This is a genomic window from Tistrella bauzanensis, from assembly GCF_014636235.1.
GTDB lineage: Bacteria > Pseudomonadota > Alphaproteobacteria > Tistrellales > Tistrellaceae > Tistrella > Tistrella bauzanensis.
The window spans coordinates 1-16,142 of the sequence record NZ_BMDZ01000090.1 but is presented as its reverse complement, the minus strand read 5'-3'; the positions used below and the strand labels follow the sequence as shown (position 1 = coordinate 16,142).

At 65.8% G+C, this 16,142-nt stretch carries 11 protein-coding genes; all 11 read left to right on the top strand.

The annotated features are described in order from the left end of the window. Positions 1-184: hypothetical protein (locus IEW15_RS26125; RefSeq protein ID WP_229708540.1), on the top strand; the 184-nt coding region annotated here is incomplete at its 5' end. Between the two features lie 2 nt (positions 185-186). Continuing rightward, positions 187-1,098 carry a glycine--tRNA ligase subunit alpha gene (locus IEW15_RS22840; RefSeq protein WP_188582354.1) on the top strand — a complete coding sequence of 304 codons (912 nt, stop codon included), beginning with the start codon at positions 187-189 and terminating at the stop codon, positions 1,096-1,098. A 4-nt stretch (positions 1,099-1,102) separates the two neighbouring features. After that, entirely contained in the window at positions 1,103-3,172 is a 2,070-nt protein-coding gene (glyS, locus tag IEW15_RS22835) for a glycine--tRNA ligase subunit beta (RefSeq protein ID WP_188582352.1), read from the top strand. Between the two features lie 8 nt (positions 3,173-3,180). Further along, complete coding sequence (ppdK, locus tag IEW15_RS22830) at positions 3,181-5,850, top strand: pyruvate, phosphate dikinase (protein WP_188582350.1); 2,670 nt, start codon at positions 3,181-3,183, stop codon at positions 5,848-5,850. 39 nt (positions 5,851-5,889) lie between these two features. Further along, complete coding sequence (meaB, locus tag IEW15_RS22825; RefSeq protein WP_188582348.1) at positions 5,890-6,894, top strand: methylmalonyl Co-A mutase-associated GTPase MeaB; 1,005 nt, start codon at positions 5,890-5,892, stop codon at positions 6,892-6,894. Positions 6,895-6,940: 46 nt separating this feature from the next. Then, the gene (locus IEW15_RS22820; protein WP_188582346.1) at positions 6,941-7,585 is read left to right on the top strand and encodes a hypothetical protein; all 645 of its coding nucleotides are present in this window, start codon (positions 6,941-6,943) and stop codon (positions 7,583-7,585) included. A 451-nt stretch (positions 7,586-8,036) separates the two neighbouring features. Beyond that, positions 8,037-9,767, top strand: coding sequence for a long-chain-fatty-acid--CoA ligase (locus IEW15_RS22815; RefSeq protein WP_188582344.1), 1,731 nt, complete (start codon positions 8,037-8,039; stop codon positions 9,765-9,767). Between the two features lie 151 nt (positions 9,768-9,918). Beyond that, positions 9,919-10,311: a MerR family transcriptional regulator gene (locus tag IEW15_RS22810; protein ID WP_188582343.1), complete on the top strand. Its 393-nt coding sequence runs from the start codon at positions 9,919-9,921 to the stop codon at positions 10,309-10,311. 229 nt (positions 10,312-10,540) lie between these two features. After that, complete coding sequence (locus IEW15_RS22805; protein ID WP_188582341.1) at positions 10,541-11,674, top strand: thiolase family protein; 1,134 nt, start codon at positions 10,541-10,543, stop codon at positions 11,672-11,674. A gap of 79 nt (positions 11,675-11,753) precedes the next feature. Then, positions 11,754-14,087: a 3-hydroxyacyl-CoA dehydrogenase/enoyl-CoA hydratase family protein gene (locus tag IEW15_RS22800; RefSeq protein WP_188582338.1), complete on the top strand. Its 2,334-nt coding sequence runs from the start codon at positions 11,754-11,756 to the stop codon at positions 14,085-14,087. 25 nt (positions 14,088-14,112) lie between these two features. After that, positions 14,113-15,903, top strand: coding sequence for an acyl-CoA dehydrogenase C-terminal domain-containing protein (locus IEW15_RS22795; RefSeq protein WP_188582336.1), 1,791 nt, complete (start codon positions 14,113-14,115; stop codon positions 15,901-15,903). Positions 15,904-16,142 lie beyond the last annotated feature (239 nt).

The following is a 16,142-nucleotide window of genomic DNA, read 5'->3' as shown; positions in this document are numbered from 1 at the left end:
CTGTGGAAGCCTGTTGAATCACGCCAAACTATCGTGCGCCAGAGATTCCGATCACCGCGTTAACCTGAACTCGTTGCCCTGCGTGAAGCGCGCGATCCTTGACCCTCAACCGGCCGGCGGCTATGTTCGCGCCGCACCAAACGAACCGGTTGTCGGTGATGACCGACACGCATCAGCGGGCTGAGCATGGCGACAGAGCGCAAGAACGCGCCGTCCTTCCAGGAGATCATCCTCCGTCTCCAGCATTACTGGTCGGAGCGCGGCTGCGTTATCATGCAGCCATATGATATGGAAGTCGGCGCGGGCACTTTTCATCCGGCCACGACCCTGCGTGCCCTTGGGCCGCAGGCGTGGAACGCCGCCTATGTTCAGCCGTCACGCCGGCCGTCCGATGGCCGCTATGGCGAAAACCCCAACCGGCTTCAGCATTATTACCAGTTCCAGGTGATCATGAAGCCGTCGCCTGAAAACCTGCAGGAGCTGTATCTGGGCAGCCTCGCGGTTCTGGGCATCGATCCGCTGGTTCATGACATCCGCTTCGTCGAGGACGACTGGGAAAGCCCGACACTGGGCGCCTGGGGCCTTGGCTGGGAAGTGTGGTGCGATGGCATGGAGGTGTCGCAGTTCACCTATTTCCAGCAGGTGGGCGGCATCGAATGCGATCCGGTCTCGGGCGAGCTGACCTATGGGCTTGAGCGTCTGGCGATGTTCATCCAGGGCGTCGAGAACATCTACGATCTGGCCTATAACGACCGTGGCGTCAGCTATGGCGATATCTTCCTGCGGGCGGAGCGCGACTATTCCGCGCATAATTTCGAGCAGGCCGATACCGCGATGCTGTTCCGGCATTTCAAGGATGCCGAGGGGGAATGCGCGCGGCTGCTGGCGGCGCGTCTGGCGCAGCCGGCCTATGACCAGTGCATCAAGGCCAGTCATCTGTTCAACCTGCTGGATGCGCGCGGCGTGATCAGCGTTACCGAACGCGCCGCCTATATCGGGCGGGTGCGGGCGCTGGCCAAGGGTTGCTGTGAGGCCTGGATCGCCGGGACCAATGCCTCGGCGGCGGTTCCCGTCTCTGCCGCTGCCGGAGAGGCCTGAGACCATGGCGGAACTGCTTCTTGAGCTTCTGTCGGAAGAGATTCCCGCCCGCATGCAGGGGCGGGCGACCGACGACCTCCAGCGCCTGGTGACCGCGCGCCTGGCGGCGCAGCGGATCGGGCATGGCGCCGTGCGTGCCTGGTCCACCCCGCGCCGGCTGACTCTGGTGATCGAGGGCGTGGCGGATGCCCAGCCCGATCGGGCCGAAGAGCGCCGCGGCCCCCGGGTGGGCGCGCCCGAACAGGCCTTGGCCGGTTTCCTGTCGGCGAACAATGCCGATCGCGGGTCGCTGATCGAACGCGACACGCCCAAGGGCCGGTTCTGGTTTCTGGATGTATATGAAGCCGGCCGGCCGACGATCGAGGTGCTGCCCGAGCTGATCGCCGGCGCGATGACCGATCTGCCCTGGCCCAAATCCATGCGCTGGGGCAGCCATCAGATCCGCTGGGTGCGGCCGCTGCGCTCGATCCTGTGCCTGTTCGGTGGTGCTGTCGTGCCGGTGCGCTTCGGTCACCTGACCGCCGGCAACACGACCCAGGGCCATCGCTTCCTGGCGCCCGAGTTTGTGCAGGTTCATGATTTCGCGGGCTATGCCGCGGCGCTGGACAAGGCCTATGTGGTGCTGGACCCGGCCGAGCGTCGTCGGCGCATCGCCGCCGATGCCGCGACCCTGGCCGCCGATCTGGGCCTGATGCTGCGTGCAGACGAAGGCCTGCTGGAAGAGGTGGCCGGGCTGGTCGAATGGCCGACGGTGCTGGCCGGGCGCATCGACGACGCGTTCATGGACGTGCCGGCCGAGGTTCTGGTATCGGCCATGCGCACCCATCAGCGCTATTTCGTGGCCGAGGACAGCCATGGCAGGCTGGCGCCGGTCTTCGTTCTGGTCAGCAATCTGAACCCCGATGACGGCGGCGCCGCGATCATCCACGGCAATGAACGGGTGCTGCGCGCCCGGCTGGCGGATGCCAAGTTCTTCTGGGACACCGACCGCCAGACCCGGCTGGATGCACGTCTGGGCCGGCTCGGCGACATTCTGTTCCAGGCGAAGCTCGGCACCGTGGCCGAGAAGGCCAGTCGGATCGCGGCCCTGGCGCGGCAGCTGGCGGCCTATATTCCCGACGCCGATCCGGCGCTGGCCGAGCGTGCGGGCCTGCTGGCCAAAGCGGATCTGGTGACCGGCATGGTCGGCGAGTTCCCTGAAATCCAGGGCATCATGGGCAGCTACTATGCCACCCATGATGGCGAGCCGAAAGCTGTGGCCCAGGCGATCGCCAGCCATTACGCCCCGGCGGGGCCATCCGACCAGATCCCGACCGGGCCGGTCGCGATCGCCGTGGCGCTGGCCGACAAGCTGGACACACTGGCCGGCTTCTTCGCGATCGACGAGAAGCCGACGGGGTCGAAAGATCCGTATGCGCTGCGGCGCGCGGCGCTGGGCATTTTGCGGATCCTGATCGAAACCGGCGTGCGTCTGCCGTTGAAGCCGGCGATCACCGCCGCCGCCGAAGGTTATCGGCCGCTTCTGGGCACGATCGATACCGCCCGCCTGCATGACGAGCTGATGGGCTTCTTCGCCGACCGGTTGAAGGTCTTGATGCGCGACCGTGGCGTGCGCCATGATCTGATCGCCGCGGTTCTGGCGGGTGGGGATGATGATGTGGTCCGGCTGCTGGCGCGGGTGCGTGCCCTGCAGTCGTTCCTGGACGGCGAGGACGGTGCGAACCTGCTGGCGGCATACCGGCGGGCCAGCAATATTGTCCGCATTGAAGAAAAGAAGGACGGGACGACCTATGGTGGCGCCGTGGATGCGGATCTGCTGGTCGAACCCGAAGAAGTGTCGCTGCACGGCGCACTGGTCGGGGCGCGGGCGGAGATCGCCACGGCCTTGGCCGGTGAGGATGACGAGCGGGCGATGACGGCGCTTGCGGGGATCCGCGCGCCGGTCGACGCGTTCTTCGACCGGGTGACGGTCAATTGCGAGATGGCAGAACGTCGGCGCAACCGGCTGCATCTGTTGTCCCAGATCCGTGCAGCCCTGGAAGCCGTAGCCGATTTTTCGAAGATCGAAGGGTGAGTCGACCGATGACCAAATGGGTGTACAGTTTCGGCCGCAACGGCTCCGAAGGCACCGCAGAGATGCGCAATCTGCTTGGCGGCAAGGGCGCGAACCTGGCCGAGATGAGCAATCTGGGCCTGCCGGTGCCGCCGGGTCTGACGATCACCACCGAGCTTTGCACCTATTACTATGCCAATGGCCAGACCTATCCGGATGAGCTGAAGGCACAGGTGACCGAGGCGCTGGCCAGAATCGAGACCGAAATGGGCATGCGGTTCGGCGATGCCGAAAACCCGCTGCTGGTGTCGGTCCGCTCAGGCGCCCGCGCATCCATGCCCGGCATGATGGACACGGTGCTCAATCTGGGGCTCAACCAGGCGACGGTCGAGGGCCTGGCACGCCGCAGCGGCGACGAACGCTTCGCCTATGACAGCTATCGCCGGTTCATCCAGATGTATTCGGATGTCGTGCTCGGCGTGGATCACAGCCTGTTCGAAGACCGGCTTGAGGCCCGCAAGGAAGAGCATGGCCACGATCTCGACACCGAGATGACCGCCGACGACTGGAAGGCGCTGATCGCCGATTACAAGGCGATCGTGCAGAGCGAGCTGGGCCGCCCGTTCCCCGATGATGCCCACGAGCAGCTGTGGGGCGCGATCGGCGCCGTGTTCGGCTCGTGGATGAACCAGCGCGCCAAGACCTATCGCCGCCTGCATAACATTCCCGCCGAATGGGGCACCGCCGTCAATGTTCAGGCGATGGTGTTCGGCAATATGGGCGACGACTGCGCCACCGGCGTGGCCTTCACCCGCAACCCGTCGACCGGCGTCAAGGAATTCTATGGCGAGTTCCTGGTCAACGCTCAGGGCGAAGACGTGGTTGCGGGCATCCGCACGCCCCAGCATCTGACCGTTGCCGGCAAGCTTGCCAACGGCTCGAACGATCCGGCGATGGAAGAGGCCATGCCTGTGGTGTTCGGCGAATTGGTGGCGGTGAAGGACCGTCTGGAGCAGCATTACCGCGACATGCAGGACATCGAGTTCACGGTCCAGCAGGGCCGGCTCTATATGCTGCAGACCCGCAATGGCAAGCGCACCGCGGCCGCGGCCCTGAAGATCGCCGTCGACATGGCGGAAGAGGGGCTGATCACCGAAGAGCAGGCCGTTGCCCGCATCGAGGCGCAGGCGCTGGATCAGCTACTGCATCCGACGCTTGATCCCAAGGCCGCCAAGACCGTGATCGCCAAGGGCCTGCCGGCATCGCCCGGCGCCGCATCGGGCGTGGTGGTGTTCACGGCCGACGAGGCCGAGAAGCGCGCCCAGACCGGCGAGGACGTCATCCTGGTCCGGATCGAGACCAGCCCTGAAGACATTCACGGCATGCATGCCGCCCGTGGCATCCTGACCGCCCGCGGCGGCATGACCAGCCATGCGGCGGTGGTGGCCCGCGGCATGGGCCGGGCCTGCGTGTCGGGTGCCGGCACGGTGCGGATCGATTACGCCAAGGGCAGCTTCACGGTCGGCGACGTGACGGTGAAGGCCGGCGACGTCATCACCATCGATGGCGGCAAGGGCGAAGTGATGCTGGGCCGCGTCGCCACGATCAAGCCGGACCTGTCGGGCGATTTCGGCGCGCTGATGACCTGGGCCGACAAGATCCGGACCCTGAAGGTGCGCACCAACGCCGAGACGCCGCTGGACGCGGAAACCGCCCGCACTTTTGGTGCCGAGGGCATCGGCCTGTGTCGCACCGAGCATATGTTCTTCAGCGACGACCGCATCATCGCCGTCCGCCAGATGATTCTGGCCGATGATGTCGCTGGCCGCCGCACGGCGCTGGCCAAGCTGCTGCCGATGCAGCGCGGCGACTTCGTGTCACTGTTCCGCATCATGGCCGGGCTGCCGGTGACGGTGCGTCTGCTGGACCCGCCGCTGCACGAGTTCCTGCCCCATACCGAGAAGGACATCGCCGAGGTTGCGGCGGCATCCGGCATCGATGCCCAGAAGCTGTCGGCGCGGGCGGCGTCGCTGCACGAGAGCAACCCGATGCTTGGCCATCGTGGCTGCCGCCTGGGCATCTCTTATCCTGAGATCTACGAGATGCAGGCCCGCGCGATCCTGGAAGCCGCGGTCGAGGTTTCGGCCGAACTGGGCCAGACCGTGACGCCAGAGATCATGATCCCGCTGGTCGCCACCCGTCGCGAGCTCGAAATCCTGCGCAAGCTGGTCGACACGGTGGCGGCGCAGGTCTTCGAGGAGAAGGGCGCCCGGGTCGAATATCTGGTCGGCACCATGATCGAGCTGCCGCGCGCCGCCCTTCAGGCCGCGAAGATTGCCGAGGTCGGCGAGTTCTTCAGCTTCGGCACCAACGACCTGACCCAGACCACCTTCGGCATCAGCCGAGATGATTCAGGGTCGTTCCTCGACAGCTATCGTGAAGCCGGCATCTTCGATCAGGATCCCTTCGTCAGCCTGGATCAGGAGGGCGTCGGCGAGTTGGTGAAGATCGCGGCGGAGCGTGGCCGGTCGACCCGCCCCGATATCAAGCTGGGCATCTGCGGCGAGCATGGCGGCGATCCGGCCTCGATCGAGTTCTGCCAGATGGCGGGCCTCGATTATGTGTCCTGCTCGCCCTATCGCGTGCCGATCGCCCGTCTGGCCGCCGCCCAGGCGGCGCTGAAGGCGCGCAAGGCCTGACCGGTCGACGGAGATGGCATGGCTATCGGATCCGATCGGATGACCGGACCTGACCAGACGGCGGAGGCCGGCGGCATTGCTGCCGGCCTCCGCCGTCTGGACGAGATCCGTGCGGGTGGCAAACCCGCCCTGGCGCGGGCACTGGCGCGGCTGGAAAGCCGGGCCGATGCGGCGGAAACCGCCGATCTGCTGGATGCGGCCTATGCAGCACCGGTGGCGCAGGTTCTGGGCATCACCGGTCCGCCGGGGGTGGGCAAATCCTCGCTGCTGTCGGCGCTGATCCGTGCCTATCGCGCCGGTGGCCGCAGCGTCGGGGTGATCGCCGTCGATCCGTCGTCGAAGCGTACCAAGGGGGCATTGCTCGGCGACCGGACCCGCATCCAGACCGATCCCGAAGATCAGGGCGTGTTCATCCGGTCGATGGCGGCGCGGGCGCGGCTGGGGGGGCTGGCCGATTTCACAATCGCCGCCACCGTGCTGATGCGGGCGATCCACGATGTCGTGCTGGTCGAGACAGTGGGTGTGGGCCAGTCGGAGACCGATGTCGAGGAGATCGCCGATACGGTGGTGTTCTGCATTCAGCCGGCATCGGGCGACAGTCTTCAGTTCATGAAGGCCGGGATCATGGAAATTCCCGATCTGGCGGTGGTGACCAAGGCCGATATCGGCCCGGCCGCGGAGCGCGCGCGCACCGACGTCGCCTCGGCGCTGAAGGCCGTGGGTGTGCGCGATGATGGCTGGAAAGTGCCGGTTCTGAAGGTCGCGGCGTCGACCGGCGAGGGCATCGGCGATCTGATCGCAGCCGCCGACCGCCATCGCGACTGGATGACGGCCCGCGATCTGCGCGATCATCGTCGCGCCGCTCAGGCCGAGGGGTGGGTGGCATCGTCGCTGAAGGACCGGTTCGGGACCGAGGGCCTGCGTCATCTGGCCACAGACCCGGCGATGGCTGCGGATGCCGGCGCGGAGCATCCCGATGTCTTGGGGCCGTTCCATCGTCTGCGGCGTGACGCACAACGGCTTGCCGGGCGGCTGGCCGGCTGACGAACAACCGGCGGGATCGCGCCGTCGATCAGGGAGTTTGCAGATCATGACCACGACGCTTCGCCGCCGCCTGTTGGGCGCGTCACTGAACGTGGCGCTGGCCGCCGCCCTGTTTGCCGGACCCGCCGTCGCCACGGCCGGCCTCGCCCTGTTCGTGCCGGCGCAGGCACAGGCCGCCGGCCTCGACAGCGCCACGGTCGGCCGCTGGCTGGATGCCTCCGAGGCATTGGAGGCCTGGAGCCAGACCCTGCCGGAAGACCGTCGTGCGGTGATCGAGGACACTCAGGATCCGGCCACGATGATGGGCGATATCAGCGAGGGCCGGATGATTTCGCGGGCGGTCGGGCGGCTGGCGGGCTCGCCTGAGGCGGCTGTGGCGGAAGGTATCGTCGCGAAGCACGGCTTCGGCAGCCTGGGCGGCTGGGGCGAGATCGGCGATCAGGTGATGCAGGCCTATGTCGCGCTCAACATGGAGGGCGAGGACATGGCGGGCCAGCGCGCCGAGATGGATGCGGCCCGCGCCGAGATCATGGCCTCTACCGAGATGTCCGCCGCCCAGAAGAAGATGATGCTGGACATGCTGGGCAGCGCCGGCGCGATGGTCGAACAGGCAGGTCAGGCCGATCCGGATGACGTCGCCGCCGTCCGGCCCCATCTGGGGCGCATGGAGCGCATGTATCAGGGCAACTGATGTGGGGGCCGGCAACAGCCATGGCCTTTGGACTGAACGGCCGGCCCGGCGACGGGCCGGCCGTTTTCTGTTTCGGGCGCGTCCCGCACCGCGAGGTTTCGCGCCCTGCTGTCATTGCGCCCCGCGCAATTGACAACCGCGCCGATCGTTCCGACCTGTCTTGGGATGTGGGCGGAGATATGGTAACCAGAAGGTGATCTGCGTCTGATATGCGGGCAAAGGACGTCAGGCGGTAAAAACCGTCGGCGTCGCGTCACGGAAGCGGTTGATCCCGGACGCGGGTCTTGGGATAGTCGACAGGTGGGTTGACGTATACGGAAACATCCGTGGCGTACCGCCAGGCCGTTGGGGGACGGCTCATCAAACAAGGCGCGGTTGCACCGCCCGATGCCGTGGCAGGGCAGGGCCCGGCGAGGCGGATAACCGGCCAGGACAAGGTCTGGGAGGACCGATGACGCAGATGATGGGTGCCGAGGTGCAGGCCGACGCGATCGATCCGGTGTGGCTGAAGCGATATCCGGCGGATGTCGACTGGCGTCAGGCATTTCCGCCGGCGCCGCTGACCTCGCTGATGGATCATGCGGTCGCCACTTATGGCAATCGGCCTGCGGTCGATTTCCTGGGCAAGATCATGACCTATGAGCAGATCGGGCGGCTGGTTGACCAGGCGGCCAAGGGTCTGCAACAGATCGGCGTCAAAAAGGGTGATCGGGTGGGGCTGTTCCTGCCCAATACCCCCTATTCGATCATCTATTACTATGCCGCGCTGACCATCGGCGCCACGATCGTGAACTTCAACCCGCTCTACGCCCCGCGCGAAATCGAGCATCAGGTCAATGACAGCGGCACCCGGGTGATGGTGACGCTGGATCTGGCGGTGGTCTATGACAAGGCGCAGGCGCTGCTGGGCAAGACCTGCCTGGAGCGGATCGTGGTCTGCCCGATGGCCGGCGTGCTGCCCTTCCCGAAGAACCTGCTGTTCCCGCTGGTGAAGTGCAAGGAGATCGGCCGGATCGAGAAGAGCGCGCGCATCGTTCATCACAAGGGCCTGGTGCGCAATGACGGCCGGTTTGCACCTGTGCCGATCGACCCGGAGACCACGGTTGCTGTGCTGCAATACACCGGCGGCACCACCGGGCTGCCCAAGGGCGCGATGCTGACCCATGCCAATCTGCTGGCCAATGCCCGCCAGTTGGAGGCGTGGTTCCCGGCCGGCCGGCCGGGGGAGGAGCGCACCATGGTGGTGCTGCCCCTGTTCCATGTCTTCGCCATGACCGTGTGCATGAACTACTCGATCCTGGCCGGTGCCTGCATGATCATGCTGCCGCGCTTCGATCTGGATCAGGTGCTCGACACGCTGGCCAAGAAGAAGCCCAGCCTGTTCCCCGGCGTGCCGACCATGTACACCGCCATCGCCAATCATCCGAAGATCCGCGAGGTCGACCTGTCGTCGATCAATTACTGCCTGTCGGGTGGGGCACCCCTGCCGCTGGAAGTGAAGCACATCTTCGAGAAACTGACCGGCTGCACGCTGGTGGAGGGGTACGGCCTGACCGAAACCTCGCCGGTGACCCACTGCAATCCATTCACCGGGGTCAGCAAGGAAGGCTCGATCGGCCTGCCGATGCCGGGCACGACCATCGAGATCGTCGATCTGGAAGACGGCCAGACGCTGATGCCGCAGGGCGAGCGGGGCGAGATCTGCATCCGTGGCCCGCAGGTGATGGCCGGATACTGGAACAAGCCGGAAGAAACCGCCAAGACCATGAGCGGCGGCCGGCTGCACACCGGTGATGTCGGTTATCTGGATGAAGACGGCTATGCCTTCATCGTCGACCGGATCAAGGATCTGATCATCGCCGGTGGCTATAACGTCTATCCGCGGATGGTGGAAGAGGCGATCTATCTGCACGATTCGGTCGAGGAATGCACCGTCATCGGCATCCCCGACGAATATCGCGGCCAGACCGTGAAGGCCTTCGTGAAACTCCGCGCCGGGGCGATCCTGACCGCCGCGGAGCTGACCGCCTTCCTGAAGGAACGGTTGTCGCCGATCGAGATGCCCAAGCAGATCGAGTTCCGCGACGCCCTGCCCAAGACCCTGATCGGCAAGCTGTCGAAGAAGGAATTGGTTCAGGAGGAGACCGAGAAATACAAGGCCCGCCGGGAAGCGGGCAAGTGATGTCGACAGGGCCGGCGGTGTCGCGCCGGCTCACTTGACGTTTACGTAAACGTCAAGTATATCTCATGCCGGTGGGAGGCATGCAGGCGGCATGGCAGGGCCTGAATATCGGTCCGGGGCAGCCGGCCGCCTGACCAGGCGAGGGAGCGCGATGCCCGAGACGTTCACCATCACGCAGTTGTCCGAGGAATTCTCGATCACGCCGCGTGCGATCCGCTTCTATGAAGATCAACATCTGCTGACGCCTGCCCGCGAGGGGATGAACCGGGTCTACAGCTATCGCGATCGCGGCCGCTTGAAGCTTATCCTGCGCGGCAAGCGGCTGGGCTTCAGCCTGGCCGAGATCAAGGAATTCCTCGACCTCTACGATGCCGACCACACCCAGGTGGAGCAGTTGCGCCAGTTAAGGCTGGCGGTGGCGAGCCGGGTGGCACAACTGGAAAGCCAGCTGTCGGATCTGATGGTGACGCTTGATGAGTTGCGCGACATCGAGGCGCAGGTGTTGAGCGCCTTGGCGACCAAGGGGGTTGAGGCCACGGGCTGACCCCCGGCCGGTCTGCGAGGACCGGCCATCGACGACCACACAGACCGCCGGCTTCACGGGATCGGGGCTGGCGGCACAACATGATCGGCCGCGGGGCGCAACCGCGGCCGGATCCCGCGAGCGGAATAATCGCATGGCGCCGGTGCCGTGCAGGGCAGTACCGCCACGCGCGCGGACAGCCAGGGTCCGGCGCCCAGGGAAGAGACCAAGTCAGGAGCCGAGGGCCCCCATGAAGAGCGTCGTGATCGCGGGTTATGCCCGTTCCCCCTTCCACTTTGCCCGCAAGGGTGCGCTGGCCAAGGTCCGCCCCGATGATCTGGCGGCACAGGTGGTGAAGGCGCTGGTCGAGCGGACCGGTATAGACCCTGAGACGATCGAGGATCTGATCCTGGGCTGCGCGTTCCCTGAAGGTGAGCAGGGGTTCAATGCCGGCCGTCTGGTGGCGCTGCTGGCCGGCCTGCCGCAGTCCGTGGCCGGCACCACCGTCAACCGCTTCTGCGGATCGTCGATGCAGTCGGTGCATATGGCGGCCGGCGCCATCCAGCTTGGTGCGGGCGACGCCTTCATCGCCGCCGGCGTGGAATCGATGACCCGGGTGCCGATGATGGGCTTCAACCCGGCGCCGAACCCGCTGCTGGCCGATAGCGGCGCCTATGTCCCCATGGGCATCACGGCTGAAAACGTCGCCGAGAAGTGGCAGATCGGCCGTGCCGCTCAGGAGGAATTCGCCGTCGCCTCGCATCAGAAGGCCGCGGCCGCACGCGCGGCCGGCCGGCTGGCCGACGAGATCGTGGCGATCGCCCAGAAGAAGGGCCCGGTGATCGACAGCGACGGCTGCATCCGCCCCGATGCCACGGCCGAGGGGCTGGCCGGGCTCGATCCGGCCTTCAAGAAGGATGGCGTGGTCACCGCCGGCACCTCGTCGCCGCTGACCGACGGTGCCGCCGCCTGCCTGGTGTGCACCGAGGAATATGCGGCGAAGCATAATCTGACCCCGCTTGCCCGCATCCGCTCGGTGGCTGTCGCTGGTTGCGCGCCTGAGATCATGGGCATCGGCCCGGTGGCCGCCAGCCGCAAGGCGCTGGATCGCGCCGGCATCAAATCCGCCGATCTGGATGTGATCGAGCTGAACGAGGCCTTCGCCTCGCAGGCGCTGGCCTGCATCAAGGATCTGTCGCTCGACCCGTCGCGGGTCAATCTGGATGGCGGCGCCATCGCGCTCGGCCATCCGCTGGGCGCCACGGGGGCCCGCATCACCGGCAAGGCGGCGGCGCTGCTGAAGCGCGAGGGCGGCCGGTTCGCGCTGGCCACCCAGTGCATCGGCGGTGGCCAGGGCATCGCCACGGTCCTCGAAGCGCTGTGATGCGCCGAAACGGGGTTCCCAACGCGCCCATGGCTGCCAACGCGCCCATGGCTGGCAACGCGACCGGAGATGCTTTGAGATGACCGAAATCAACAAGGTGGCCGTGATCGGCGCCGGCGTCATGGGCGCCGGCATCGCGGCCCATATCGCCAATGCCGGCGTGCCGGTGGTGCTGCTCGATATCGTGCCCAAGGATGCCACGAACCGCAATGCGCTGGCCGAGGGCGCGGTTCAGAAGATGCTGAAGACCAAACCCAAAAGCTTCATGCATCCCAGCCGCGCCCGATTGGTGACCACCGGCAATCTGGACGACAATCTCGACCTGCTGGCCGATGCCGACTGGATCGTCGAGGCGGTGATCGAGAATGTCGAGATCAAGCGCCGGCTGTATTCCACCCTCGATGGCGTGCGCAAGGCCGGCTCGATCGTGTCGTCGAACACCTCGACCATTCCGCTGGGCCATCTGGTCGAAGGGCAGTCGGCGGCGTTCAAGGCCGACTTCCTGATCACCCATTTCTTCAACCCGCCCCGCTATATGCGGCTGCTGGAACTGGTCGCCGGCCCGGAAACCCGTGCCGACGCGGTCGAGACCATGCGCCGCTTCGGCGATCACCGGCTGGGCAAGGGCGTGGTGGACTGCAAGGACACGCCCGGCTTCATCGCCAATCGGATCGGCACCTTCTGGATGCAGGGCGCCGTGGTAGAGGCGATGGATCGTGGCCTGGATATCGAGGCGGTCGACGCGCTGCTGTCAAAGCCGGTCGGCATCCCCAAGACCGGCGTCTTCGGGCTGATCGATCTGGTCGGGCTGGACCTGATGCCGCATGTCGCCGCCAGCATGAAGGCGACATTGCCCGCGGATGATGCCTATCACGCCATCTATCGTGACAGCGACTTGTTCAAGAAGATGATCGCCGAGGGCTATACCGGCCGCAAGGGCAAGGGCGGTTTCTATCGCCGGCGCAAGGAAGGCGGCCGCTCGATCACCGAGGCCATCGACCTTGCCACCGGCGAATACCGGGCGAAGCGCAAGCCCGATCTCGCCAGCATCAAGGCGGGCGCGAAGGATCTGCGGGCGCTCGTGTCGCATGAGGACGAAGGCGGCAGCTATGCCTGGGCGGTGATCTCGCAGGCGCTGGTCTATACGGCTGATCTGGTCGGCACCATCGCCGACGAGGTGCCGGCGATCGACGAGGCGATGCGCCTTGGTTATGCCTGGAAATACGGGCCGTTCGAGTTGATCGACCGGCTGGGCGCCGGCTGGTTCGCCGACCGTCTGAAGGCCGAGGGCCGGCGGGTGCCGGCGATCGTCGAGGCGGTGGCCGGCAACGGCACGGGTAGCTTCTATCGGGTCAATGACGGCGTGGTGGAATACGCCAGCCTTGCCGGCGGCTATGCGCCGGTGCCGATCCCGGAAGGGGTGCTGCGGCTGTCGGATGTGAAGCGGCGCGGCAAGCGCGTCGATGGCAACGGCTCGGCCAGCCTGTGGGATATCGGCGACGGCGTGCTGTGCCTGGAATTCCACACCAAGATGAATTCGATCGACCCCGGCGTGCTCGAAATCGTCGCGAAGTCGACCGAGATCGTGCGCGGTGGTTACAAGGCGCTGGTCATCTATAACGAGGCGGATAATTTCTCGGTCGGCGCCAATGTCGGTCTGGCCTTGTTCGCGTCGAACATCGCCGCCTGGGACATGATCGACGGCATGATCCGCATGGGGCAGGAAACCTATAAGGCGCTGAAATACACGCCCTTCCCGGTGGTCGGCGCGCCGGTCGGCATGGCGCTGGGGGGTGGCTGCGAAATCCTGCTGCATTGCGATGCGGTTCAGGCCCATGCCGAAACCTATATGGGGCTGGTCGAGGTCGGTGTCGGCGTGGTGCCCGGCTGGGGTGGCTGCAAGGAGCTTCTGGTCCGCTGGATGAACAACAAGCGTCGTCCGGGTGGCCCGATGCCGGCCGTGGCCCAGGTGTTCGAGATGGTCTCCACCGCCAAGGTCTCGGAAAGTGCCGAGGAAGCCCGCGATCTGCTGCTGCTGCGTGATGGTGACCGGATCACGATGAACCGCGACCGGGTGCTGGCGGATGCCAAGGCCCGGGCGCTGGACATGGTGGCGGGTTACGAAAAGCCGCTGCCGGCCGAAATCTCGCTGCCGGGACTGACGGCACGGGTGGCGCTGAACATGGCGGTGGAAGGCTTCCACATGCAGGGCAAGGCGACGCCGCATGACGTGGTGGTATCGGGCGCACTGGCCCGGGTGTTGTCGGGCGGCGATACCGATATCACCGAGACCTTGCGCGAGGACGACATCACCCGGCTGGAACGCGAGGCCTTTGTCTCGCTTCTGAAGACGCCGGCGACGCTGGCCCGGATCGAGCACATGCTCGAGACCGGCAGGCCGCTGCGTAACTGAGCCGGCAGGGGAGGAGACCAGACCAATGGCCGCAACCTATAAGGCACCGCTGCGCGATATCCGCTTCGTGCTGCATGACGTGCTCGATGTCTCGCGCATCGCCGAACTTCCCGGCTATGAGGACGCGACACCCGACATCTTCGATGCCGTGCTCGAAGAAGCCGCGAAGATGTGCGAGAACGAGCTGTTCCCGATCAACCGTTCCGGCGACGAAGAGGGCTGCACCTTCGAGAACGGCGTGGTCCGCACGCCGGCAGGCTTCAAGGAGGCCTATAAGACCTTCATCGAGGCGGGCTGGACCTCGATTGCCGCCGATCCGAAATATGGCGGGCAGGGACTGCCCAAGACGCTGAATTTCGTGATCGAGGAGATGATCTGCTCGGCCAATCTGGCGTTCGGCATGTATCCCGGCCTGTCGGCCGGTGCCTATAACGCCATCGCCGCCCATGCGACCGACGAGTTGAAGCAGCGTTATCTGCCCAAGCTGGGCGATGGCAGCTGGTCGGGCACCATGTGCCTGACCGAGCCGCATTGCGGCACCGATCTGGGGCTGATCCGCACCAGGGCGGTGCCGGCCGATGACGGCACCTTCCGGGTGACCGGCACCAAGATCTTCATCTCGGCTGGTGAACATGACCTGACCGAGAACATCATCCATCTGGTGCTGGCCAAACTGCCCGGCGCACCTGAAGGCACGCGCGGCATCAGCCTGTTCCTGGTGCCGAAATTCATCCCCGACGACCAGAACGCGTCCGGTGCGCGCAACGGCGTTGCCTGCGGCTCGATCGAGCACAAGATGGGCATCAAGGCATCGGCGACCTGCGTGCTGAATTTCGACGACGCGGTGGGCTGGATGGTCGGCGAGCCGCATCGCGGGCTTCAGGCCATGTTCACGATGATGAACGTGGCACGGCTGGCGGTGGGCATGCAGGGCCTGGGGATCGGCGAGGCGGCCTATCAGGGGGCGGTGGATTATGCCCGCGACCGCACCTCCGGCCGCGCGTTGACCGGCGCCAAATATCCTGATCAGTCGGCCGATCCGATCATCGTGCATCCGGATGTGCGGCGCAATCTGCTGACCATGCGGGCGCTGAACGAGGGCGCGCGGGCGCTGTCATACTGGATCGGCACCGAGATCGACATCGCCCATCACCATCCAGATCCGGCGACGCGGCAGGCGGCGGATGATCTGGTGCAGTTGATGACCCCGATCATCAAGGCCTTCCTGACCGATATCGGTTTCGACAACGCCAATCGCGGCGTGCAGATCTATGGCGGCCACGGCTATATCCGCGAGCACGGCATGGAGCAATATGTCCGCGACGCGCGTATCACCCAGCTCTATGAAGGCACCAATGGCATTCAGGCGCTGGATCTGGTGGGGCGGAAGCTGCCGACCGGCATGGGCCGGCTGCTGCGGCGGTTCTTCCATCCGGTCGACGCCTATATCGCCGGGAAGAAGGGCGATGCGGCGCTGAAGGACTTCACCGGCCCGCTGGCCAAGGCGTTCCAGCGGTTGCAACAGGCGACCGCCGGCCTGGCCCAGAAGGCGATGGCCAACCCCGACGAGGCGGGGGCCGCGGCGACGCCTTATCTGCGCATGTTCGCGCTGGTGGCGCTGGCCTATATGTGGACCCGGATGGCCGAGGTCGCCACCGCCAAGATCGCTGTGGGCGAGGATGTCGCCTTCCACACGGCCAAGCTGAAGACCGGCCGCTATTTCATGGAACAGGTGCTGCCTGAACACCTGTCGGCCTTCGCGGTCGCCATGGCGGGTGCCAGGACCGTGATGGCGCTCGACGACGACGAGTTCTGATCGCAGGCGCCTACCAACGACCCGGCCGGCGCGCCGGACCGACGCACGACAACACCCCGCCGGGCAGCCGGCGGGGTGTTTTGTGATCTTTTACCCGTTTTCGGGACAATGTGAAGATTACCACCACTGCGTCTGAAGCATGGGTGGGACGATTGACCCAGGGGAATCGGGTGAAAATTTTAAGCTGCGATGATGCTTGCGAGGAAGTCGTCGTCCCAAGCGGCGACCTTGCGTCGGAG

Excerpts from the sequence above, each read along its gene's own strand:
- IEW15_RS22840 (WP_188582354.1), top strand. The coding sequence starts at position 187 with ATGGCGACAGAGCGCAAGAACGCGCCGTCCTTCCAGGAGATCATCCTC.
- glyS (WP_188582352.1), top strand. The coding sequence starts at position 1,103 with ATGGCGGAACTGCTTCTTGAGCTTCTGTCGGAAGAGATTCCCGCCCGC.
- ppdK (WP_188582350.1), top strand. The coding sequence starts at position 3,181 with ATGACCAAATGGGTGTACAGTTTCGGCCGCAACGGCTCCGAAGGCACC.
- meaB (WP_188582348.1), top strand. The coding sequence starts at position 5,890 with ATGACCGGACCTGACCAGACGGCGGAGGCCGGCGGCATTGCTGCCGGC.
- IEW15_RS22820 (WP_188582346.1), top strand. The coding sequence starts at position 6,941 with ATGACCACGACGCTTCGCCGCCGCCTGTTGGGCGCGTCACTGAACGTG.
- IEW15_RS22815 (WP_188582344.1), top strand. The coding sequence starts at position 8,037 with ATGACGCAGATGATGGGTGCCGAGGTGCAGGCCGACGCGATCGATCCG.
- IEW15_RS22810 (WP_188582343.1), top strand. The coding sequence starts at position 9,919 with ATGCCCGAGACGTTCACCATCACGCAGTTGTCCGAGGAATTCTCGATC.
- IEW15_RS22805 (WP_188582341.1), top strand. The coding sequence starts at position 10,541 with ATGAAGAGCGTCGTGATCGCGGGTTATGCCCGTTCCCCCTTCCACTTT.
- IEW15_RS22800 (WP_188582338.1), top strand. The coding sequence starts at position 11,754 with ATGACCGAAATCAACAAGGTGGCCGTGATCGGCGCCGGCGTCATGGGC.
- IEW15_RS22795 (WP_188582336.1), top strand. The coding sequence starts at position 14,113 with ATGGCCGCAACCTATAAGGCACCGCTGCGCGATATCCGCTTCGTGCTG.